Annotated in this window: 18 protein-coding genes, 1 tRNA gene and 1 other RNA gene; 10 read left to right on the top strand and 10 right to left on the bottom strand. The window is 27.8% G+C overall.

Going from position 1 to position 23,081, the window contains the following annotated elements:
- Nucleotides 1-491 precede the first annotated feature (491 nt).
- The 3 genes from mgtE to FZC34_RS01500 all read right to left on the bottom strand — a co-directional run bounded on the left by mgtE (nucleotide 492) and on the right by FZC34_RS01500 (nucleotide 3,696).
- On the bottom strand, nucleotides 492-1,856 hold the full coding sequence (gene mgtE / locus FZC34_RS01510) for a magnesium transporter (RefSeq protein WP_148971704.1): 1,365 nt from the start codon (nucleotides 1,854-1,856) through the stop codon (nucleotides 492-494).
- Nucleotides 1,837-3,501 carry a malic enzyme-like NAD(P)-binding protein gene (locus tag FZC34_RS01505; protein WP_148971703.1) on the bottom strand — a complete coding sequence of 555 codons (1,665 nt, stop codon included), beginning with the start codon at nucleotides 3,499-3,501 and terminating at the stop codon, nucleotides 1,837-1,839. The genes mgtE and FZC34_RS01505 overlap by 20 nt, the downstream gene beginning before the upstream one ends.
- Nucleotides 3,502-3,613: 112 nt before the next feature.
- Nucleotides 3,614-3,696: transfer RNA gene (locus FZC34_RS01500), tRNA-Leu, on the bottom strand.
- Between the two features lie 180 nt (nucleotides 3,697-3,876).
- Here FZC34_RS01500 and ssrA point away from each other — a divergent pair.
- Nucleotides 3,877-4,234, top strand: a transfer-messenger RNA (tmRNA) gene (gene ssrA, locus FZC34_RS01495).
- Between the two features lie 155 nt (nucleotides 4,235-4,389).
- Here the strand turns inward: ssrA and dnaN are convergent.
- The 4 genes from dnaN to rlmB form a co-directional block, all read right to left on the bottom strand.
- On the bottom strand, nucleotides 4,390-5,499 hold the full coding sequence (gene dnaN, locus FZC34_RS01490; protein ID WP_148971702.1) for a DNA polymerase III subunit beta: 1,110 nt from the start codon (nucleotides 5,497-5,499) through the stop codon (nucleotides 4,390-4,392).
- A gap of 184 nt (nucleotides 5,500-5,683) precedes the next feature.
- Complete coding sequence (locus FZC34_RS01485) at nucleotides 5,684-7,924, bottom strand: coiled-coil domain-containing protein (protein ID WP_148971701.1); 2,241 nt, start codon at nucleotides 7,922-7,924, stop codon at nucleotides 5,684-5,686.
- Nucleotides 7,925-8,094: 170 nt separating this feature from the next.
- Entirely contained in the window at nucleotides 8,095-9,837 is a 1,743-nt protein-coding gene (locus tag FZC34_RS01480; RefSeq protein WP_148971700.1) for an ABC transporter ATP-binding protein, read from the bottom strand.
- Nucleotides 9,838-9,847: 10 nt separating this feature from the next.
- Nucleotides 9,848-10,552, bottom strand: a complete 705-nt coding sequence (gene rlmB / locus FZC34_RS01475; RefSeq protein WP_148971699.1) for a 23S rRNA (guanosine(2251)-2'-O)-methyltransferase RlmB — start codon at nucleotides 10,550-10,552, stop codon at nucleotides 9,848-9,850.
- An 88-nt stretch (nucleotides 10,553-10,640) separates the two neighbouring features.
- On the opposite strand from rlmB, the gene trpS reads away from it, so the two are divergent.
- The 7 genes from trpS to FZC34_RS01440 all read left to right on the top strand — a co-directional run bounded on the left by trpS (nucleotide 10,641) and on the right by FZC34_RS01440 (nucleotide 17,090).
- Nucleotides 10,641-11,633 carry a tryptophan--tRNA ligase gene (gene trpS / locus FZC34_RS01470; protein ID WP_222884915.1) on the top strand — a complete coding sequence of 331 codons (993 nt, stop codon included), beginning with the start codon at nucleotides 10,641-10,643 and terminating at the stop codon, nucleotides 11,631-11,633.
- Nucleotides 11,634-11,861: 228 nt separating this feature from the next.
- On the top strand, nucleotides 11,862-12,362 hold the full coding sequence (locus FZC34_RS01465; protein WP_187440001.1) for a CDP-alcohol phosphatidyltransferase family protein: 501 nt from the start codon (nucleotides 11,862-11,864) through the stop codon (nucleotides 12,360-12,362).
- Nucleotides 12,363-12,429: 67 nt separating this feature from the next.
- The gene (dut, locus tag FZC34_RS01460) at nucleotides 12,430-12,855 is read left to right on the top strand and encodes a dUTP diphosphatase (RefSeq protein ID WP_148971696.1); all 426 of its coding nucleotides are present in this window, start codon (nucleotides 12,430-12,432) and stop codon (nucleotides 12,853-12,855) included.
- Between the two features lie 160 nt (nucleotides 12,856-13,015).
- The gene (locus tag FZC34_RS01455) at nucleotides 13,016-14,182 is read left to right on the top strand and encodes a hypothetical protein (protein ID WP_148971695.1); all 1,167 of its coding nucleotides are present in this window, start codon (nucleotides 13,016-13,018) and stop codon (nucleotides 14,180-14,182) included.
- 118 nt (nucleotides 14,183-14,300) lie between these two features.
- The gene (locus tag FZC34_RS01450; protein ID WP_148971694.1) at nucleotides 14,301-15,743 is read left to right on the top strand and encodes a hypothetical protein; all 1,443 of its coding nucleotides are present in this window, start codon (nucleotides 14,301-14,303) and stop codon (nucleotides 15,741-15,743) included.
- A gap of 97 nt (nucleotides 15,744-15,840) precedes the next feature.
- The gene (locus FZC34_RS01445) at nucleotides 15,841-16,422 is read left to right on the top strand and encodes a class I SAM-dependent methyltransferase (protein ID WP_148971693.1); all 582 of its coding nucleotides are present in this window, start codon (nucleotides 15,841-15,843) and stop codon (nucleotides 16,420-16,422) included.
- A gap of 113 nt (nucleotides 16,423-16,535) precedes the next feature.
- On the top strand, nucleotides 16,536-17,090 hold the full coding sequence (locus FZC34_RS01440; protein ID WP_148971692.1) for a class I SAM-dependent methyltransferase: 555 nt from the start codon (nucleotides 16,536-16,538) through the stop codon (nucleotides 17,088-17,090).
- On the opposite strand, the gene FZC34_RS01435 is transcribed toward FZC34_RS01440, so the two are convergent.
- Complete coding sequence (locus FZC34_RS01435) at nucleotides 17,087-17,671, bottom strand: hypothetical protein (protein ID WP_148971691.1); 585 nt, start codon at nucleotides 17,669-17,671, stop codon at nucleotides 17,087-17,089. The two genes, FZC34_RS01440 and FZC34_RS01435, sit on opposite strands and share 4 nt — an antisense overlap.
- A gap of 120 nt (nucleotides 17,672-17,791) precedes the next feature.
- Here FZC34_RS01435 and FZC34_RS01430 point away from each other — a divergent pair, with 120 nt between their 5' ends.
- Complete coding sequence (locus FZC34_RS01430; RefSeq protein WP_148971690.1) at nucleotides 17,792-18,229, top strand: helix-turn-helix domain-containing protein; 438 nt, start codon at nucleotides 17,792-17,794, stop codon at nucleotides 18,227-18,229.
- A gap of 128 nt (nucleotides 18,230-18,357) precedes the next feature.
- On the opposite strand, the gene FZC34_RS01425 is transcribed toward FZC34_RS01430, so the two are convergent.
- Together FZC34_RS01425 and FZC34_RS01420 are read right to left on the bottom strand one after the other, a co-directional pair.
- Nucleotides 18,358-19,248 carry a hypothetical protein gene (locus tag FZC34_RS01425; protein WP_148971689.1) on the bottom strand — a complete coding sequence of 297 codons (891 nt, stop codon included), beginning with the start codon at nucleotides 19,246-19,248 and terminating at the stop codon, nucleotides 18,358-18,360.
- On the bottom strand, nucleotides 19,238-20,416 hold the full coding sequence (locus FZC34_RS01420) for a PLP-dependent aminotransferase family protein (RefSeq protein ID WP_148971688.1): 1,179 nt from the start codon (nucleotides 20,414-20,416) through the stop codon (nucleotides 19,238-19,240). The genes FZC34_RS01425 and FZC34_RS01420 overlap by 11 nt, the downstream gene beginning before the upstream one ends.
- A gap of 159 nt (nucleotides 20,417-20,575) precedes the next feature.
- Here FZC34_RS01420 and FZC34_RS01415 point away from each other — a divergent pair, with 159 nt between their 5' ends.
- Nucleotides 20,576-23,077, top strand: a complete 2,502-nt coding sequence (locus tag FZC34_RS01415) for a hypothetical protein (RefSeq protein WP_148971687.1) — start codon at nucleotides 20,576-20,578, stop codon at nucleotides 23,075-23,077.
- Nucleotides 23,078-23,081 lie beyond the last annotated feature (4 nt).

Genomic DNA, 23,081 nt, shown 5'->3' with positions numbered 1-23,081 from the left:
ATGTTTCTCAAGAAACTTAATAGAATATAGATAAAAAGCTTCTGGCATTTATAACATAAACATATTCAAATCTTAGGATAATTGTTGACAAACGGAAGCGATATTGTCGAATAAAATAATGTAATGATGAAGTTGTGTGTATTTTATAATATTCAAATGATCGGTGCTTTCAAATTAATAATTGCTGAACTTTGCACTAAATTGTTAATCAAAATTATGTGAATATGCAATCTGAAGAAGCTACTAATCATATATTTTATATTCATTTTTCAATTTCACCTGTTATGCTAATCGTAGTGTATTATTATTTCTTCTCTTGATTGTATTATTTAATAGATTTTTTTTGCTGCTATATAAGGAAAATAATGAACCTTAATTATAGGACAATCTATAAGCATCAAGCCCATTACCATTAAAATATTTAATAATATAGTTTATGTTAATCATATTTAGCTCTTTTGGAAGAGGTTGCATGTAATTTAATATATAAATCATAGTAAGAAATATGAAGCTGTAAGGAGTAATGCAGTATATCCCATCATGTCAGTCATAGCAGTTAAAAATGATGCTGTGCTTAATGCCGGATCTAAACCCATTTTATCTAACATCATTGGCAAAACCATTCCTATTAAACTGGACCATACTATGTTAAGCATGATCGCTATACTTAGTACGAACGCAATTTGTTTGGATATGAAAAAATATGAGATCAATCCAAATAGAATTGCAAATATAAACCCATTATGTAACCCTACTAATACTTCTTTTCGTAAAACACGCCATACATTAATCGTGCTAATCTGTCGGTTGGATAATGCTCTGATAATCACAGCAACAACCTGCATACCAGAATTACCACCCATCGCAGCAGTCATTGGCAAAACAATACTAAGTTGATGATGAGTAGATATTACGCCTTGGAACATACCAATAACACTAGATGATAACATTGCTGTACAACTAGATACAAATAGCCACTTAAATCTTGCTCTTGCAGTTTCTATGATATTTGCATGGAATCCAGTGTCTTCCACACCAGCCATATGCAGAAGATCTTCTGCACTTTCTTTAAAGATAATATTTACAATTAAGTTTGCATTGATCACACCAACGATTCGTCCATTCTTATTTACAATAGGGGCATTAATTGCAGAATATTGCTTGAATAATAAAGCCAATTCTTCTTGATCTGTATCTGTAGATGCTTCAAATAAAACATCCTCCATACAGCTAGATAAAACAGTTGATTTAGCATATCTGTAAACATCCTGTAATTTTATAAATCCTACTGGCTTATTAAAATTATCCACAATAAAAATAGAATAAAACTCTTCTGGAAGGTGCTTTGCTTTGGCTAAAAATGATTTTGCCTTTTCCATAGTCCAATACTGAGGCAGTGCGACAACTTGATAACACATTAAACGTCCAGCACTTTTTTCTGGATAGCTTAATCCTTCTTCAAGAAAAATTCTGATTTCAGGACTAATTGACTTTAAAATTGCTTTTCTTTGTTCTGGATGCAATTCAGATAGAATCTCTAAAGCGTCATGTTCATTTAATGAACTTAATGCCTTACCTAACTGATCATTAGCCCAACTATCTACAATTTCTTCACGAACCTCATCATCTAAAAATGCTAATATATAAGGATCAAAATCTGAACCTAAAATATTGATTAACTTTTCTCTCTGAGATGGAGATAAAAAATGCAATACTATAGCAGCTTCAGAAGCATGTATATGCTTGAAAATATTTCTAGTAGTAATTACTGAATTGCTATTTAAGCTAGATATAATAAACGCTATTCGGCGTTGTGCAGTTTCATATCTATGAATCTCAATAGGTAATTTTGACATTTGCAATACCACTTAAAAGCAATGTAAGGTAGGCTATATTTCTTAATCCTGGTTTGAATTCCATTTTTAACCCCTCATTTAATGAAATTCTACCACAAAAATCATTTCTTTTTTCTAAATCTCTACATTGTTTTATATCTACTACTGGAATATGTGGCATGTTAGACAAGCTTAATATTGATCTAATATCCTTAATTATAGAATTTTCACTAGTGCTATATGCTATCCAAGGATTAGATGATTCTAGGCCAAAAATCCAAACCAATTTTTCACCATTACAAGATTTTTCCATAGGTTTGATAACATATTGTGAATTTGAATCTGATTTGATTGGAGTTTCCCATGCATTTAAAAATGATTGAATATCCGTTTGAATGTTATCAATATTTATAGGATTAGATCCATTATATATATTAAAATATCGCTCTGAATTTATATTAAGCATTTTCTCTATATATCTTCCATATAAATTAGGCACTGATTTACCAGCACCACTTTCAATTGCTGCTTGAGCGACAGCGTTTGATACAATCAAGCCTAATCTTTCATCTAATGAATTAGGAATTATATGACTAGTACCAAAGCTTTTATCATTTCTTGCAATTTCAGCAATTGCTTTGATACATGCTTTTTTCATCTCATTATTAATGCTTTTTGCTTGAGAGTCCAATGCTCCTCTAAAAATATATGGGAAGCATAAAATATTGTTGACCTGGTTTGGATAGTCAGATCTTCCTGTAGCCATTATGCAATCTGGTCTAACTTCTTTTGCTAATTCTGGCATTATTTCTGGTTCTGGGTTTGCTAGTCCAAAAATTACAGGATCTTTTGCCATATTTACTATCCACTCTGGTTTTAATGCTTTTGCTGCGGACATTCCCAGAAATATATCAGCACCATTTAATGCTTCTTCTAATGTGCATGATTTTTTATTTATAGCATATTTCTGCTTATATTTGTTTAGGTCAGAACGTGTATCATTAATCAATCCTTTTGAATCAAAAAGCATAATATTGTTAGGATTTAAACCCATATTAACCATAGAATCTAAGCATGCAATACCAGCAGCACCAGCACCATTTGCCACAACCTTAACAGAGCCCCATGACTTTCCTGATAGCTTTAATGCATTTTCAATTCCAGCTGTAGCAACAATTGCTGTCCCATGTTGATCATCATGAAATACAGGAATATCTAAATCTTGTAATGCTTCTTCAATTATAAAGCATTCAGGAGCTTTAATATCTTCTAAGTTAATTGCACCAAATGTAGGAGAAATTTTTCTAATAATCTCAATGATTTTATCTGAATCTTTCTCATCAACTTCTATGTCAACACCAAAAACCCCTGACATCTTATTCATCAGAATGCATTTCCCTTCCATCACAGGTTTTGATGCAAGTGCTCCAATATTTCCCAATCCTAATACCGCTGTTCCATTGCTAATAACAGCAACTAAATTTTGTTTTGCTGTATATTCTTTAGCAGTTTCTAAATCACGCTCAATTTCTAGGCAAGGATCAGCAACTCCAGGAGAATAAGCTAATGCCATATCTTGCAAAGTTAAAGGTTTAGTGGCGTGCATTCCCCATTTCCCTTTAGGAAAATTTGAATGATATTTTAAAGATTTCTTAATTTGGTCCATAGGGTTCGTTCTCCTTCTAATATAACAACAATACAGTAATATCTTATTTACACAACACTTATCAAAATCATTAAAACAAGTATACGTAAGAAAATTGTATTTCTAAACTTAATACGGTTAAGAAGATTTGAACTTCCACGGATTTTCATCCACAACGACCTCAACGCTGCGCGTCTACCATTCCGCCATAACCGCTCATCCAATCATATTATATTTATCAATTAATTAGAATAATTTATCAATCAATTAGATAAAAACACACTTTATTTTCCTGCAACAAATAAGAAGGTGAATTTTAGAAACATATACACTTTAATGGAATATATGATTTATTTTAACGCTATGGATTAATATATAGCTTTAATGTACGTTTTACCAATTGTTTTTTTACTATGAATTTGTACAATATATATGTTACAGCTTGTCTGTAAATATAGTGATAAACATTAAACTGACTAAATTTAGCGGACTCGGGGGCGGAGCCCGACATCTCCACCAATGGGGATGAATTAGGATCGACGTAGGTTGAAAGGTTTGATTTTTACTCGGTGTTGTTTGCCGTAATAGAACTAAAAAGATAAATGCAAATAATAACGCATTTGCACCTGCAAATGGTAATAGCTTACAAGCTGTTGCTGTAGGTGCATAATTTATAATATCTATATAATTTAAAATTATATTTTTATTATAAATGAGCGGCTTGTAGGGTGCCGGGCAACAGAAACCTTACGCTTCTTTTGTAGATTATTCATATATTTTTATATAAATTAATTTATTTGGCTTTTTGATACGTATCACTGCAGTGATTATTCTGTTTGATTAGTTTCTATTTCAAAGAACTTCAGAATTATTTGATGATTAAGAAATAATTGAATGATATCAGGTCAATTAATCATTAATCGCAATAGGCATTGCTATGTATAGCAAATTTGCGTAATTTTCGTGCCTCATTAATATTGGTTTGTTTTGCCCATGATATTCTAATTTGATATTTCCATCATCAAATAATCTAAGAAAATCCAGCCAAATATTACAGTCTATTCCGAAATTGAATTCAGATCCTTGGTATGTTCCAGATAACACTTCTTCTCCAGATCCATAAGATAAATTATCACACTTTATAGTAGATTGATCTGATAATTTCACAGTAACAATTTTAGATAATTGTGATGATAAAATAGAAATTCTGTCCAAAGATTCTTTAAGATTATCTGTACTATCTTGAAAAATACCATCTATTGAATTAGGTATCAGATTTTTGTAATTTGCTGGGAATGCTCCATTTACTAGTCGGCTAATAAATGAAAAATTCTTTGATGTAAAACGAACTTGATTGTTTTCTTTATAACATTTAATTTCTTCTTCAGAAGTGATCAATGCACATAAAGTTTCTACACTTTTTCTAGATAAAATCATATTAAATTCAGAGAACTTAGATGATTTTGTAAACATAGCCATTCTGTGTCCATCAGTTGCTACAAATCTAATTTCATTTCCATCACTTTCAATGTATATTCCATTAAAATGCACTCTAATTTCATCATTGGCCATAGCAATCTTAATCATCTTAATACAATCTAGAAATTCCAAAGCACTAATATGAAAAGCTAAATTTTCAGAAATTTGTGGTATTTGAGGGAAAGATTCATAATCAAGAACGCTTAGCTTAAATGTTCCAGACCCATAATCAATAGTTACAATATCTTCATTACATTCTAGCGATATAAATTCTTTATTTGACTTACGCACTAAATTATACAAAATATGACCAGGCAATGTTATTATACCTTCTTCAATTATTTCGCAATTGATAGCATATTGTAACATGAGATTTCCGTCAGATCCTTCAATATTCAAGTTTTTCCCTACATTTTGTTTGTTTGCAGTTAATTTTACATGTGAAAATATTGGCTGAGTTGCTTTTCGATCTATCACAGATTGCTGACATCGAAGTGCTTCCATAAAATCTGTTCTTTTGACTTTGATTTTGAACGACATACGTAATTTTAAACTATTTTAAATATAATTGCTAATATTACATGAATTTTGATAGAATGTTCAGATAAAATTTAGTTGATTATTATGTGGAAAGTAATGTTCAGATAACTTAATGCTATTTTAAAATATATTTGTTTAATGTTTGAAAAGTTAGATTTAAATTATTTTATTAACCATTTAAAGTTTAACCAAGCTTATTTAGGTGTGGAGGAGGGCATGGTTTTGTATTTTGTGCAGATGCAGATTGTCGTACTGGACTGACATATTCATTATTTGTTTTATTGTTTATGTCCATAATCCTATATAAATGGGCAAAGCCTTCTGAGTGCTGCTTGTTTCTAAATAAGGATATAGCTTCTTCAATATCTTCATTGAGAGCACGGCTTGAAGACTGTACATTTTTATAAGTTTCTACAATTTGTTGCAATTTTTGATTTTTGTTAGCAAGTCTATTAATCTCTTTTCTTTTTAAATTATTCTGGATATGATATTCAAATTTCAATTGGATCTTAGAATATTCAAGGTGATATTCGCTTTCAATTTCTTGTCTAGATAATACTTCATCATGATCATTTTGAAGGTGTGCTATTTCATCAATTTTATCTTTTTGTGCTTGGGCAGCAGACTCAATAGCTGTTTGCATATTAGATTGAGATTCACTTAATTCACCTTTCAGTGCATTGGTTTCCGTAATCTTATTTTCCAAATTTGTTTGTACAGCATTTAAATCATTTTGAAGTTTTTTTATTTCTGCTTCTGCATTTTTATGCATCGTAACACTAACTTCATCTTGTCTAATAGAATCAGCTAACTTACCTTCAAGTTTCTTGGTTTGGCTATGCATAGCAGCTATTTTATCTTTTGCTATTTTAGCAGTAGATTCAATATTAGCTTGATCTTGAGTTGATTTTTCTTGCATTGTTTTTATTTGAGCTTCAAGTTCAGATTTTTCTTGTTGTGTCGTATTTAGTTGAGTTTGCAGTTGAATTTTAGTATTCTCAATATCTTTAATGCTTTTCTGTAAGTTATCTCTACTCATGCCTGCATTAACCAATAGATTATTAAGCTTATGCTGCTCATTTATTGCTTTTTGTATCGCATCTTCACGTGCAGATAATTGATTTTGAGATTCTAATAACCTTTCATTTTCTATAGTATCGAGTTTATTTTGAAGCTCTATCACTTGATTTTGCAGTTCATTCTTTTCTTCAGCATCTATATTAGAAGCAACTTGCATATCAGATTCGATTGAATTTACTGTTTCTTGCAGTTCACTCTTTTCTTGCATTATACTTTCTAAATTTTCTTGTAATGTTACTTTTTCAGTATTTGCAGCATTTAGTTTGAATTCAAATAGTTCATTTGCTTTTGTTATTATATCTATTGCATTTGTAAGTTCAGATTTTTCACTCTTAAGCTTATTTATATTATTTTTAAAATCTGTTTTTTCTTGCTCAGCTTGCTGTACGTTCTCTTTATATGAGTTTAGTTTTGATGTAAGCTCAGTTATTGCAGCATCTTTTTGGTTCAAAGATTCTTCTAGCTCTTTTTTGATTTTTTGCATATCATCGATGTTTTCTTGCGTAGTATTCACAGAACTTAATTCGTTTTTTACTTCTTCTACTTCTGATTCTAGTTCAGCTTTTTTATTTTTCAAAGTTTCTAAAGCACTCTGAAAATCTATTACTTCTTCAGCTTTTTCCTTTTTAATACGATTTAGGTTTTCCTGCATTTCTTGCATTTTGATTTCAAGTTCATTTTTTGCAATATTATCAACTGCAGCAGTATTTTCCAATTCTTTGATTTTATTTTTAGCAATAGTATTTATGTCGATAGTTTTAGAAAATCCTTTAGTAATAGATTGTAAATTATCTTTGAGCTCTTGTTCAGTTTTCTTCATATTCTCAATGACATTGAATTGACTAACTTCATATCCACATAACTCTTGATCAGCAATATAACCTACTAATGTGTTTAATCCACTCTCTAACATGTCATCTATTGCTACTTTTAACTCAATGCTATCTTTTTGCTCTTTAGTTATTTTATTCCATATATTTTGATTTAATTGATATATTTTAACCTTTTCACTACCTTGTAAAATGTATTTTTCTTGCATTAGCAATTGAAATAAATCTTCATTTGCTAAATCATATATACTATTTTTATCTACAAATACTTTATGTTCTTCAGAGTAATATCCAACAATATTCACATTTTGTTTTCTTAGAATATTAAAGTTTTTTGTATGAGATTCAAGAAAATCAGTTGAAATATTATTAAGAAAATCTTCACCCTTAAACTTATCCATAAGCGAACTATGAACGTCACCATCAAATTTTAACATTGCTTCGTTAATTTTTTTATCTTCTGCATTAATAACAAAAGAAAAAAACAAAACAGAAGCTAACAAACTACTTTTCATCGTTGTATTGTACTAAAGAAAATTTAGTTTTTCAATGTTTTTATTTGAACTTATTATGCTATGTGTTTATTGCTTGATTATATTCTTGATCAATTTATGTACGAACTAAATGTTTGGAGCATTGATTTTTTACGTGCATTTTATATTATTTTTTATATTTTAAGTTTGATTTAATTTTGAATCTGAATTTTATATAATTCTTGGTATAAACCATTTTGTAAAATCAAAGAATCATGACTTCCTTGTTGTACTATCTTTCCATGCTGGAACACTAGAATATGGTCAGAATTTTTAATTGTATATAATCTATGTGCAATAATAAACTTAGTTTTACTAGAATCTATTTCTTCAATTGCATTTAAAATATCTTTTTCTGTGATTGTATCTAATGCTGATGTTGATTCGTCAAAAATAAACACTTTTGCATTTCTTAACAACCCTCTAGCAATCATTAATCTCTGTCTTTGACCTCCAGATAATGATGTATTTTTAATCATAGTTTCATATTGATCAGGCAAAGTCATTATAAAATTATGAATTTGAGCTTTTTTAGCATACTCAATTACTTCTTCTCGTGTAGCACTAAATGAACCATACCTGATATTATTAAAAATTGTATCTTCAAACACTTTAGGGTCTTGAGGAATTAAAGCAAAATTTTCTCTGAGATCATACTCATTCATATATTTTGTGTTGTTTTGGCCAAGAAAAATTTCTCCTTTTTGCGGGTACTCTAAACCAAGCATTAGTTTTACAAATGTACTTTTACCACTTCCGGATGATCCAACTAATGCAATTTTCTTTCCTTGAGGTATGTTTAAAATACCATCATGTGAAAAAACCTCTTTATCACTATATGCAAATGATATGTTTTGAATTTTTATATCATGATTTTTGAAATTAATTTTTTGTATTTCACCATTTCTTTGTATAGAGTCACTTGTGCTCATATCCAAACCTTGTTTGATTCTCCCTATATCTGTAACTAACCAAGAAAGATCTTGTGCAAATTCCCATAAATTATGTGAAATATGGTGGATAGTTTCTCCAACTAATAAAAAATCACCAGGAGTAATAACTCCCTTTTTAAACAAACCAATCATATATAAAAATGCAATTCCAGTAATTCCAACAACAACAGATCCTTGTACAGACATTACTTTGAATATATATTTAGAAAGTTTTTTATCTTGATTCATTACATCAGTAGAGTTTTTCTGATTTTTTGCTAATTCATTTTCTGATCCATTATACACAAACACAGAATCTATATTATCAAATGTATTATTCCACTTAGCAGATAATGAACTTCTTAAATCTGCAAGCTTGTATGACATTGTATGTGTTTTTTTAGATAATAGAAATCCAGCAAACATCCATATTGCAATCCAAATCAATCCTAAATAACCTAGATATATATCTACATAAAACAAACTAACACATGCTAATGAAAGGCTAAAAATAGTCTTAAGAAAATCTACAGCATAATCTATAAATATATCTGCTGTTGATTCTGAAGTTTGAAGTACAGCATATACAAATTTAGCTGGTGTAAAATTTTGAAAAAAATTATAAGAATAAGCAAAAGTTTTCCCTGATAAAGAATCTATGATATTTTTTTTCATTTTTGGTATCATCTGTAATTGTAAGTATTCTCTCAATCTAGCAGAAGTTTCATAAATCATAATTGTTGAAATGACAAATATAGCATATTTATAAACATCTCCAATTTTAGACATATCTGTAGAACATACAGTTAAAGCATCTACTAGATATTTCATAAACCAAAAAAAGCTGTATACAGATAGCGAAGTTATCCCAACACATATAATAATGCCAAAAAACACCCATTTAAATGGCCTAATAATATTATAAAAAAAACTCAGCATATTAACTTTATTTTTTATTTTCACTTTTTTCTCCTCAATTCTTCTGACTTAAAATATACATTCCTAACGCTGCTGCAACTGATGCATTTAGCACAGGAAATTCTGGATTTGTATCTATTTTTATAAATCCATCACATTCAGATCTTACGCGATTTCTAATTCCTTTTCCTTCGCTACCTATTACAAGTACAAATCCATCTTTTGTTAGATTGTTAAAACAGTTACTTCCGTGTTCTTCAAGTCCAAAACACCAAAATCCCTTTTTCTTCAAATATATTAAACCATCAGCCAAATTTGTAACTTTTATAACATGAATTTGCTCAAGAGCTCCACATGCATTTTTAGCAACAGTTCCATCAAGAGATGGAGAATGATCTTTAGTCATGAGTAAATGCTTGAAACCAAGTGCTGCCATTGATCTTATTATTGCTCCAACATTATGCGGATCTTTAATATGATCTAATGCTATTATTTTATCTGTTGGCTTAATATGTGTACATAAAGACAATTTGCAACAAGATAATGAAGAACAAGTTAATAAAATACCTTGATGTTGAACTTCTGGTAATTTTCTATTCAAATAATTTCTTGTGACGGTTTCAATGTTAATATATGGATTTATATTCATAACTTCATCTTTTACTGATTCTATACATTGTACGTTTATAATTTTCCTTGTGCCATGTTTAAGCGCAGAAAACACTGCATGCTTTCCCCATAAATTGACATAACCGTTCATGGTAAATAATATAACATTTTTATACTAATGTATAAAGCTGATGCATAAAGTTATATAAATAAATAGGTGAAAATTATAGAATATTTTAATGAGTATTATTCTAACAGGAGATAGACCAACTGGTAAATTGCACTTAGGGCATTATGTTGGATCTTTAAAATCACGTGTTGAATTACAGGAAAAGCATGAACAGTATGTGATGATTGCTGATTTACAAGCCATGACAGATAATAATGCAGATATTATATCAACAAATATCTTAGAAGTTATGAAAGATTATATTTCTATTGGATTAAATCCAGACAAAACTACTTTCCTACTGCAATCTGCAATTCCAGAGCTAACAGAGTTAACATTTTATTATATGAATTTAGTGACCTTAGGTCGTTTAGAGAGAAACCCAACTGTAAAGACTGAAATTCAACAAAAGAATTATGAAAATTCATTGCCTATGGGATTTTTATGCTATCCAGTAAGTCAGGCAGCAGATATCACGATATTTCAAGCTGATTTTGTGCCTGTGGGAAATGATCAGATCCCTATGATTGAACAAACAAATGAAATTGTAAGGAAGTTTTCTGCAACTTATGGTGAAGGAATTGTGAAAGAAGCTAAAGCAGTTCTAAGTAATACGCAAAGATTGGTTGGTATTGATGGTAAGGCTAAAGCAAGCAAATCTTTGGGTAATGCAATTATTCTGTCAGATTCAGAAGAAGAGATAAGGCGTAAAGTTTTTGAAATGTATACAGACCCAAATCATATACATGTTAGTGATCCAGGAAAGGTTGAAGGTAATGTTGTTTTTGAATATTTAGATGCGTTTTATGAGGATAAAAACCACCTAGAAGATCTAAAAGCTCATTATGCAAAAGGTGGGCTAGGTGATGTGAAATTGAAAAAGCTGTTAAATCAAACATTGCAAGATTTCATCGCCCCTATTAGAGAAAGAAGAAATGCATTAAATGATGCTGATATGAAAAATATCCTATTATCAGGGACAAAAAAAGCAAGAGAAGTTGCAGTGCGCACAATGAAAAATGTAAGAAGCGCTATGAAAATCAATTTTTTTGAACAACACTAACTATCTAATATTATAATAGAATTAATTAATATGAATAGAAGAAGCGTAAATGGTCGCATGTGAAATATATAAATAAATCATGCAAAGTATAGCAGAGAAAACATAATATATGTAAATTCTTAAATAGAAATAGAAAACCTTAAGAAGAATTAAAGCCATATTTATTTGCATTTAGTTGTTTTGAAAATTCTGATTGATTTTTCTTTAATGCTGGATAAGAATAATGCTATGTCTTTACCCAATGCAATTACAATATTTCGTATAATTATAGCTCCTATAATTTGTGTATTAATTTCTTATGAATTATCAATATATGCATGTGTATGTTTTATTGCTGCATGTACTTCTGATTTTTTTGACGGATATACTGCAAGATTATATAAGCTTTCATCTAAATTTGGACAACATTTTGATTCATTTGCAGATAAGTTTCTCATTACATCTATATCTATTGCTTTGGTACAAAATCAAATTGTAAGAGGGGTTAATGTGGTTCCGATATATGTTATAGTTTCTAGGAATTTAGCTATGTACTTCATTAGAAATTATGTGAATGAAGTGAAACACAAAAATATTATTGTAAATTCATTTGGTAAGTTTACTACATTTGCGCAAATGGTTAGTATATCTTTATTGATTGTTGGATTTGCACAAATTGGTAATTATATTTTATGGTTTTCAATGATTAGCTCGCTGTATAGTTTTGGGATATATTTTTATTCTATTTGAAGGATTGTTCATAAATTTTATAGAAGTAAGATTATGATTCAATAGAAGATTTTGCTATAATTTTTTCATGAAAATAAATATAAAATTACTAAATAATAAATGCATGCCTATTCAAGCAACTGCTGAAAGTGCAGGTTTTGATTTATATGCTAGTATAGATGAAAATGTGACTATCAAGCCAATGCAAAGAGTGTTGATTCCAACAGGATTTTGTATAGAATTACCTGAAATGCATGAAGCTCAAATTAGGTCTAGATCTGGGTTAGCATATAAAAATGGAGTTTGTGTATTAAACTCACCAGGAACAATTGATTCAGATTATAGGAAAGAAGTTAAAGTGATTTTGATTAATTTTAGTGATGCAGAATTCATAGTTGAACCATATTTTAGAATCGCGCAAATGATTATTAATAAGTTGAATTCATATAAATTACAATCTGGAGATATAGAATTGAATGATCGAGGTGGATTTGGCTCTACAGGAATCAAATAATGTGCTTCATTCATTAAATAATATGTTTAATTAAAAATCATATGCAAATCACTAAATAATCCATCATTTTACATGCAAATTAATGTAATGGATGGCAAAACTTTAATAAATATTAAAAAAAAGTTGATTTTTAATATCTAAGTATGCTATGTATGTAATCATGAACAAAAATAATATATTATTAGGTGGTTTATTGCTTGCTTCTTTATATGCAAAAGTAGACATTAATGAAACAGTTAATAAAGCGGTTGAATCATTTTTTCAAGAAGACAATCTTAAGAAATATAAAGGTGTTGATGCTGTTGCACTATTTATTCAAAGTGCAGATAAAAAAACTAATTATTTATTGAATATTAATAAAAGCGATAATGCAATTGGTGACTTTGCTTTAGGAGAGTGCGTTGAATTAACACAAGAGCAAACAGAAGCATTAAAAAATGCTAAAACTTCAAAAAATGAATTAAGTTATGCAATTTCAATTAGCAATCTTGTAGATATTATTAAAAATTCTAAAAAAATAGAACAAAAAGCTTCTGTAGTTGATAGTATTAAAATGCATGATGAGATAAAAGATGCTCAAAAACTATCTAATGAAGATGTGGTTAAGTCATTAGCATCAGATGATACAATTCTTGCTAATGAAATTAAAATTACTGAAGAGGATGTAAAATTATTTGCAGGGTTACAAGTATCAAAAGAAGAAGTGAGTGAAATTATTGAGAAAGGTGCCGAAAAAGGAACTTTGGCAAGCATTGTAATTGGTTTTTTTGATTCTTTTAAAGAGAAGAGTTTTGATGGAAACTTAGATGAACAAGAAGTTTTTGATGTATTAAATTCATTCAAGACTGTGACTGAATCAGATAATGAAAAAGAATCATCATTAGAAGATCATGAAGGGACAGAATCACCAAAAATAACTCCTATTGAGACTGTTTCAGAAGAAAATCTAAGTGCTGAAGATATTAATAATATAGAAGTTAATATAGAAAATGATAAACAATTTATAGCTGAAAAAGAAAAAAAATTAATTAATTTGAAAAGTGCAATAAATAAAATCAAACCAAATGATCGTAATATAAATAATACAAAATATCAAAATGCACAGAAGGAAGTTGTAGCATGTGAATTATCAATTGCAGAATTGAATCTAAATATAAGTGAAAAACAAGAAAAAATAGCAGGATATAATTTGAATCATGCAAGTGATGCAGATAAACCTAATCTTGAAGGTCAGAATACAGAAGCGAAAATCACAGTATTAGAAATGAAAAAAGCACTTGAAGTTGCCAAGAAAAAATTAAATGATATACAAAAACTTATTCAGTAAATTCTGATAGGTCATATGATCACCTATTATTTTTTGTTATAAACTCCCAAATACTAAAACACTAAATATTGAATCAGAAATATTATTGATTTTTAAATTTTAATGTTATAATTATACTATGTATATGTATAATATTATTATCAGTTTGTTTGTTGTGCTTATATTAAATGCTAAGGTAAATATTAATGAAACTGTTGATAGAGCAATTGAATCATTTTTTCAGGAGCACAATCTTGAAAAATATTCAGGTAAAAATATCGATGCTTCTGCATTGTTTATTCAGAATCCAAATGGTAAATCTAATTATTTATTAAATATTATTAAAGAATATGATAAAAGTATTGATCATTTTTTTTCTTTGGGTGAATGTATTGAACTTACAGAAGAGCAAACCAAACTATTAAAGAGTTCAAATGTGTCAAGAGATAAATTGTACTATGCAATTTCAATTTCAAACCTTACGAATATAATTAAAAATTCTATAAAATCAGATCAAAAGGCTTCTGCAATTGAAAGTATTAAAATGCATTATGAAATAGAAATAGCTACGGGAATATCTGATTTAGAGACAATTTTATTAATTTTAGAAAGGAAAGTTAAATATATTCAAATTACTGAAAAAGATATAGAGATTATTTATAGTATAGTGTGTGAAAATATAAAAAATCAACAAATAATAAGTTCACTTTGCTTAATTAAAGTAGAAGAAGGAACTTTATGTGAAAATATTATTAATGCTTTCCAATGTTTTTCTTTATTTAATTTTAAAGAATTAAAAAATATTAATCAAAATAATATGAAAAATATAGTGAGTGACAGTGTATTAGCATCACAAGAAACAAATATTATTTCTGATGTAGATAATAATATGTATGCAAAGTATAAAAAACTCCAACAAAATTCAATTAAATCTAAAATAGGTTATGAAAAGATGATTAAGGTGAATTGTAGCAAAGCATATGATATGACATATAAATTTAATACGATCATTCATAATATTAAAGTAAGTTTTTTGATTTTAAATATAATAAAAGCATCTAATGGTCAATCACAACATAATAATATATTAGAAATTATTTTATGTAGTATTAGATCTCAACTGCTATATCTAAGTGAGTATATTGATGATTATATAGCACTTGATAGTTATTATGTGATTGATTTGCATGATTCCAAACAAAACAATGTTACATATGCTAACCAGCATTCTAAATGTATTGATAGGTTTATGAATGAATATAATGATTTTATAGAACAGTGTAAAAATTCTATTGAATATAATGAATTGATTGATAAGCATGAAATATTTCAAAACAATGCAATAATAGATATACAACAACTCATAAATATATATTTAGAAAATAAAAGTAGTTATAAAGTGAATCAAAAAAATGCATATAACACATATGATGATTTGCAAAATCATGAAATTATACAAGAAATCAAAAGAACAATACAACAGGAGCATATTGCTAAAATTCTGTTATTATCTTGTGAATCTGTAGATATGAATTTATATTTTAATGCTTTGAATTTAAAGATAGAGAAAAAATCAAACTAATTACTAATTTATATAAGAATTATATGAATCTTTTGCAATTTATCATAATATAAGCTCAAACCTAGATTAGAATGGTTCTTTGAGTTAAAATAAGCTCATGTCTATTTTTAGTAAAGAGAATATAAAATTTGCAAAGAGATGGATAAAAAATCCTAGTAGGATGGGGACATTTTTACCTCTGTCACCAAAAGTAGGGAAAAAATTAATAGATAATATGCCAGAGATTTCAGATAACGGATATATACTAGAAATTGGGAGCGGATCTGGTGCTCTGACAAAATTTTTATACCAAAATGAAAAAATTAATAAAAGAATTATTTGTATAGAAATTGATAAAGAATTATGTAATATTTTACATAGTAAATTTCCAGAATTATCTATAATTAATCAAAGTGCTGCTGAATTAGAACGCTATATTGATCATGATTTATTAAATAAAGTAGAGATCATTGTTTCATCAATTCCTTTTTTATCTATAAATAAATCTATTACAAATGCAATAATAAACTCATGTGTTAAAATAATGAATTTAAATCATGGGAAAATGCTGCATGTTTCCTACACCCCATTTGTTCGTATTAAATCTTCAAATTATGGTATGAAAAAGATATTTTGTAAACCTATTTGGGGGGTGCCAATCACTTATTTAAATTGCTATGAAATTAATAATGATTCATAAGAAAGCAAGCAAAAAACTTTATAAAAAATAATTAATCAAAATAAGTAATAATTTCATAAAAGCTGATCATTCTGCATTTTTGACAGAAATATTGTGATTTGGTAAAATATCTTGTGAGTAAGAGAATATTTCTAAAAAAATGGTTTGCAAATCCATTTAGAATGGGGTCTATAATTCCTAGCACATCTTCTGTTGGGAAGTGTTTTGCTAAAAATATAAATCTAAATAAAGATGGCTTTATAATTGAAGTGGGATCAGGAACAGGAACAGTTACAGAATCATTAATCAAACATGGAGTGCCAGAAGAAAAAATTATTTGTTTTGAAATAGATAATGAGTTTTGTAGCGTTTTAGCTAAAAAATTCCCAAAGGCTAAGGTTCTAAACAGAGATATTTTACATATTGATGATATATTGGTGGAATTAGGTATAGATACAATTAATAGCTTTGTTTCTACATTACCATTAATATCATTAGGAGCTGAAAAATCAACACAAATCATGAAATTATTTGCTAGATTTGTAGATTCTGGTGTAGATTATTTACAAATGTCATATAGTCCATTTTTTAAAAAGAAATCAAAAAAATATGGGTTAAATGCCAATAAATGTGGATATATATTGAATAATTTCCCACCTGCTTATTTATATTTATGTAATAATACTTAAGTATTACATATAAAATCATCTAACTTTAGCTTATGCTTTGTATAATCTGAAGAAACTATTTGTAAATCGCCATTTTTATCTATATTTTGTATTAGAAAAGGTATATTTTCATATTCTTTCTTTTTTTGCCTGATTAGTGCTTGGATTTGGTTTATAATATAATGCTTCCCAATCATGCTAATTTGGTGCAATTTAAAGTTCATTTGTTCGCATAGTTTAATTAAGATATGCTTATTACTTATTATAGATTTTATTTTTATTTTAACTATTTGCATACTATTCACACTTTGAGTATTACATTGTGCAATAATTTTATTTTGGATAACTAATTTATTTGGCCAGATTAATTCACACTTTATATTTATATTAGATAACAATTTATGTATGGAAATAATAGATATAAATAGCAATTCTGATTTAGAAAATCGATTAAATGCAAAATATACCTCTAAATTATTATGGTTTTTTAATGCATCTTCAGAAATAAACACAGTATTATTTTCTAGCTTATTTGCATTTGCATATTCTATAATATTATTATTGATTATCAATTGGAACCCTAAAGGTAAGTTAATAGACATGAGTTATAATATCAATGTTAATTTAAAATTATACTAAAAACATTTAAATTTTATTTTACTTTATTTAAATGTATCAAAATTATAATAAGTATATTAAATGATATAAAAGAGGGCATAATTATGGAAAGAAAAGGTTTTAATATATTATTAGAACATATTATTAGATTAAATAAAGTTGTGTTTAGTACTATGAAAAATAATATAAAAAATATTAATATAAATGATCTATCTGCTACACAAGCTGTACTATTATTATTTATATCAGAAAATAAATTTGGATTATTAGAACTATCAAATAATTATTTTTTACCTAATATTCCATACAATATTAAACAAATGAAAAAGTATGGTTATATCAAACAAGAAAAATCTAAATATGATAAAAGAGCATATGAAATTACATTGTCAAAGAAAGGGTTAGATACTCTTAATAAATTACAATATGAAATTGATAAATACCTAGAAGGATATGAAAAATTCCTTACATTATCTTTCAATGATTTGATCTTATCTATGCAGCAAATTGAAGATTTATTCAAGCATTCTAAAAATGGATAAATTATTAAAAATACCCATAATCAAATAAATAATTTTATTTATAATAAAGCTTCAATATATAATTATGCAAATTATTTGTTAGCTCTATATTTTTTATGCCTGTATCAAGTTATATAAACTACCTTGTATTAGAAGTGGTATTTATATAAGTTACTGTAGTACATTCCTATATTGCTTAATATAAGTTCAGCATTCTTATAAAGCCTTATTGGAGATTCGCTATCTGTTACACCTTCACCTCCTATAACTTCAATTTTATTAGCATCATAATTTGAATATGTATTCCATTTAGATTTATAGTATGGAATTGTAGGGTTAATTTGAATATCAATTGCTTTGGTATTATAATTATCTTCAATCCAATTTTCCATTAATTGATTAATTGATTCTTGTTTAACATAAAAGTTTATCTGCTTAGATAGTGCAGGGCTAATTTTCATTTGTTCCAATATGTATTTTACAATTTCAAGATCATTGGATGGTTTATATGATGATTTATCTATTTTGATGTTTGTATTAATTGGAAGTTTTTTTGATTTATTATTTAAGATTGAAAGGGTTTCAAAGCTATAATTTTTCATTTTCGAACTAACGATAATATCAATTTTGTCCCAAGAATATCCTTTTGAGTGTAATGTTTCTAAAAATATTAATTTAGCTCTAAATACTTCGATATTTTGATCTTCATCATATAATAAAATAGCTTTATCATATTTACGATGCTTAGGGTAAACCTCTCCAATCATATTAGATTTCTCAAGGTTTCTTTTATTTGCATTATATTTATATATAAATCTTTTTACCGTATCTGTTTTTGCAGATTGTGCTAATCTGTTTATTTCATATTTTTTAGTTGTGATTAAATCTAAGATACATTTATTGAGATTACTTTTTGATTTATAACAATTTTTATCATGAACCACATCAGCTATTACGCGTGCAATATTTCGATCTTCTGTATTTTTTTTGAAAAATGGAAAATGTGATAATAATATAATTAGCTTTTTACTAAATTGCATCCCTTATAATATCTATAAATTGGTTAATATATGATTGAATTTTATCTATAGTGGGCCCAATCCAAAATCTCCAACATGGAGTATCTTCAGGATGTCCTGCTATATCAAATATTCCGAATTGCTCAGATTGTTTGGCAACTTTATGTATGATTCGCCATTTTTCTTCATCTATTATATTTTTACTTATTTTATCACTATATATATTATGATTAATGAGATTATTTCCCCATTGACTCATTTCCATGCATAAAATTGCATTTGCATTATGATTTGTATTGATGTGATTGCAGTTTATACACTGTAATGTTGGAGATAAAATATCCATAATTTGACTTTGATTCAACTTGCATTGCTTGATTGCATTTGGTAACCCACCTTTATTTAAAAAAATGCTTAAGTTAATCGCAATATCATTTAATGAAATAAGTGATGGGGTATTATTAAGCTTTCCTTGGAAAATACTATGATTGATTTGTAGAAATCGTGGGGTTGGGAATTTAGGATTATGATTATTCATATGATCGATAGCTTTAGGGCTTAATACAACACATCCTATTCCAGCTTCTGCACCTAATGCTTTTTGAAATGAAAAAGCAGTATAGTCTAATAAATTCCAATCTATATTCTCACAAAAGACTGCAGAGGTTGCATCACAGAACTTTAATCCTTGAATTTTATTTAAAACATTTTTATCAAACCACCTAGATCCATTTGTGGTTTCTACCATAGTAAATACGAAATCATAATTATAATTGAATCTGTTATTTAGAACATTAGGACCATAATTAGTATTATTTAGATTATCAAAATTATTTTGATATGAGTTAGTTTGCTTGATTAAGTTGATGGGCTGAATTGATTTTCCAGGGATTTTTAGTACATTAAATATCTCATTTCCCCATCTTTTACTAAATACTCCAGTCTCTAGCACATGACATGGTTTTGAACCTAAAAAATTCCAAAACAATGAATCTATTGCTGCTGTTGCTGATCCATTGATAAACCCTATTTGGTAATTATCTGGGATTTGTAATGATTTTTTAATTAAAGAATATATATCTTGAATTTTATTTTCCCATAAATCAGATCTATGAGATCTACCTAAACCTTCTAATAAATTATAGGATGAAAATTCTGCATATTTTTTTGTTGGGCCAGAGCAAAACATAAAATAATGTTATATTGTAAGGTATCTAATAGCAATATTTAGGTAGGTTTTATTTTTAGTAATATAAGCAATTAATAATAAAATACAGCAAAATATATGCTAAATTTACATAATGTTAATAATAAACTGTTTTAATTTATAAAAATATACGGAGGAATAATGAATAATAGAAAATTATTACCATTGCTAACTATTTGCATGTTGCAAACATCATTTGCAAGAAAGGAACAGCCTACTGATTATAGTAAGCTAAGTACTTGCCCTGGTTTAATAAATAATGAATCAAATTGCTTGAGATCTTGGTTACATGGTATGGATAGCGATGCAATTAAAAACTTTTTAATCAAAGATGAAATTGAATTTGATGGAATTAATTCATTGGAATCTAGATCTACTGGATATGTTGCTTACAGATTAAAGTGTAATAGGAATGGGAAAGCATTTGATGAAGTTTTTAGCTATGATTATACAAAAAATGAATTACATCACTTTGGTAACAATTTTAATGTCAATACAGATTTGGCAGATGTGCAAGATGATGATATACATCATGTTGCAAAAGTTGATCTAACAACTGATCATCTTGTAAGAGATTTACTATCTGATAAAAATAAGTTATCTGATGATCAAAGATCTTACTACAAAGATGCTGATAAATTTTTCCATATTCTTAAGTCTTATAAATTACAAATTGCATTACTAAAAGATAATAAATTAAAAAGTTCACTTGATGATACACATAATGTAGATACAATGAAGCGTATTTGTTTGGAAGTGAATTCAAGGCATTCTATGAATGATTCTATAATCAGTATTATATCTTTTGCTCAATTGCAACATAATTGTGCAAATCTTAATATACTTATACGCCCAGAAAGAAATCCAGAAATCTTAGGTATTGTAGGTGAGTATCAAGTTAAATGGTTGAATGAATTACAAGATGGAAGTATCTCAGCTACACAATTCGTGAATCATTATATTTTTGATAAAAGAAATAACCCTGTTCCAATTGAATCTTCAGTACATGCAATGTGGTTAGTAAAAACTATTATAGAGAAATCTTCATGTGGTTTTACAAATCCATCTCAAAATGTGATAGATGCGATTACGATGATTATCAATAATATTTCTGATGATGAAGCATCAATTCTTAATGATGATAATTTTGATACATTATACTCTGAATTTATGCTTGGTCAATTTAATCAATTTCAACAACCTGAACGCAGAGTGCTAAGTTACCGTAATGATCGAATTAATCTACAATTTGATAATTTAGCATCTGATTATCTAAGATACATGATGCCATTATGGTTCCCAACTCTTGAATCATTTACTAAAGAAAATATGCTGAAGCATGATGATTTAAAAAGCATAATGTCTGCTAATATGTACCTTGCTGATCCAGATAAACTAGAGCTGATTAACGATACAATACATCATATAACTAGAAGATACTCTATTTTAAGTTCAGATATTAATAATATATCAGAAATATATGCTTTGCTTAATGGTGCTGAATTTAGTGATGGCAACCCATTTGTAATGCAGAATAAATATATCTTCCCTATGGCTTCTGGAGTTGTTAATGCTCACTTAGATAAAGGGCTTATATCTAATTATAAAGATATTAATGGTGGGGATTTACAATTATCTATAAAACATGTTGCTGATATATTTATGAGTGAAGAATCTAATGAGATAGGTAAACAAGAAATCAGATCTGAAGTCACAAAGTTTGCAATTGCTTTTGCTCCAGATATTATGCAATTATTTAAAGGTTTATATAATGAAGATATGAATATAACACCTTATGAAGATGGCAATGCAAATAAAAATGATTACAATATTGTGATTAATACACTAAGTGGATATGCTAATGGAATAGATAGTGTATTTAAATTAAGAGCATTGAAGAATAATTCAGTTGTTTTTGAAGATATAGCTCATAATGATGACAATAGACAAAAACGAAGAGAAATTTTGTCTCAAATCTTCAAATATGGATTCTCTAATTCAAATGATGATGTTGTATATGATAGTAGTGGAAACAAACAATCTGATACAGTATTAAAAATAGATCATATGTTTTCTCAAAGCTTTACAAGTAATGATAATGATATTAATATTGCAAAAGCATTAACTAAAAAACAAGCAATTGACTTAGCAGTCGCAATAATGAGAAATAAAGACACTTCAGATCTAGAGGCAAATAATTTGGATAATATATACGATAAAGTATTAACAAAATTATTCAGTAAAATTGCAATCGAACCAAATATGAATACAGCATTGTTTTTGAAGCAGTATGACAGCGAGCTATTCTGCTATATGAAAAAACAGATTGCAGAATTTGGAGAAAATAATCATCCAGCATATTTACATTTATTAACATTTGTTACAAATACAATTATGGATTATGAAAATATTAATATTAATAATAACAGCTTAAAATATGAGGCTGGATGTATGGTTAGAAAATATATGTCATACATAGCACAAAATGAAAATGTATTAAGATTGTTAATAAGTACACAGTCTCAATTCTTACGATTTATGCACATATACTTGATAATGAGCCCTTTCCCAGGATCTGAACATGCTTTATCAATATTAGAGATAGGAAATGGAGGTGGAGATCCTGAAGAAATCCCTATGTAATTTG

This window comes from Candidatus Cytomitobacter primus (assembly GCF_008189405.1).
In the GTDB taxonomy this organism is placed as follows: domain Bacteria; phylum Pseudomonadota; class Alphaproteobacteria; order CAJXXZ01; family 1604HC; genus Cytomitobacter; species Cytomitobacter primus.
This window is presented reverse-complemented; position numbering and strand designations above follow the sequence as displayed.

Excerpts from the sequence above, each read along its gene's own strand:
- mgtE (WP_148971704.1), bottom strand. The coding sequence starts at position 1,856 with ATGTCAAAATTACCTATTGAGATTCATAGATATGAAACTGCACAACGC.
- FZC34_RS01505 (WP_148971703.1), bottom strand. The coding sequence starts at position 3,501 with ATGGACCAAATTAAGAAATCTTTAAAATATCATTCAAATTTTCCTAAA.
- dnaN (WP_148971702.1), bottom strand. The coding sequence starts at position 5,499 with ATGTCGTTCAAAATCAAAGTCAAAAGAACAGATTTTATGGAAGCACTT.
- FZC34_RS01485 (WP_148971701.1), bottom strand. The coding sequence starts at position 7,924 with ATGAAAAGTAGTTTGTTAGCTTCTGTTTTGTTTTTTTCTTTTGTTATT.
- rlmB (WP_148971699.1), bottom strand. The coding sequence starts at position 10,552 with ATGAACGGTTATGTCAATTTATGGGGAAAGCATGCAGTGTTTTCTGCG.
- trpS (WP_222884915.1), top strand. The coding sequence starts at position 10,641 with ATGAGTATTATTCTAACAGGAGATAGACCAACTGGTAAATTGCACTTA.
- FZC34_RS01465 (WP_187440001.1), top strand. The coding sequence starts at position 11,862 with ATGTCTTTACCCAATGCAATTACAATATTTCGTATAATTATAGCTCCT.
- dut (WP_148971696.1), top strand. The coding sequence starts at position 12,430 with ATGAAAATAAATATAAAATTACTAAATAATAAATGCATGCCTATTCAA.
- FZC34_RS01455 (WP_148971695.1), top strand. The coding sequence starts at position 13,016 with ATGAACAAAAATAATATATTATTAGGTGGTTTATTGCTTGCTTCTTTA.
- FZC34_RS01450 (WP_148971694.1), top strand. The coding sequence starts at position 14,301 with ATGTATATGTATAATATTATTATCAGTTTGTTTGTTGTGCTTATATTA.
- FZC34_RS01445 (WP_148971693.1), top strand. The coding sequence starts at position 15,841 with ATGTCTATTTTTAGTAAAGAGAATATAAAATTTGCAAAGAGATGGATA.
- FZC34_RS01435 (WP_148971691.1), bottom strand. The coding sequence starts at position 17,671 with ATGTCTATTAACTTACCTTTAGGGTTCCAATTGATAATCAATAATAAT.
- FZC34_RS01430 (WP_148971690.1), top strand. The coding sequence starts at position 17,792 with ATGGAAAGAAAAGGTTTTAATATATTATTAGAACATATTATTAGATTA.
- FZC34_RS01425 (WP_148971689.1), bottom strand. The coding sequence starts at position 19,248 with ATGCAATTTAGTAAAAAGCTAATTATATTATTATCACATTTTCCATTT.
- FZC34_RS01420 (WP_148971688.1), bottom strand. The coding sequence starts at position 20,416 with ATGTTTTGCTCTGGCCCAACAAAAAAATATGCAGAATTTTCATCCTAT.
- FZC34_RS01415 (WP_148971687.1), top strand. The coding sequence starts at position 20,576 with ATGAATAATAGAAAATTATTACCATTGCTAACTATTTGCATGTTGCAA.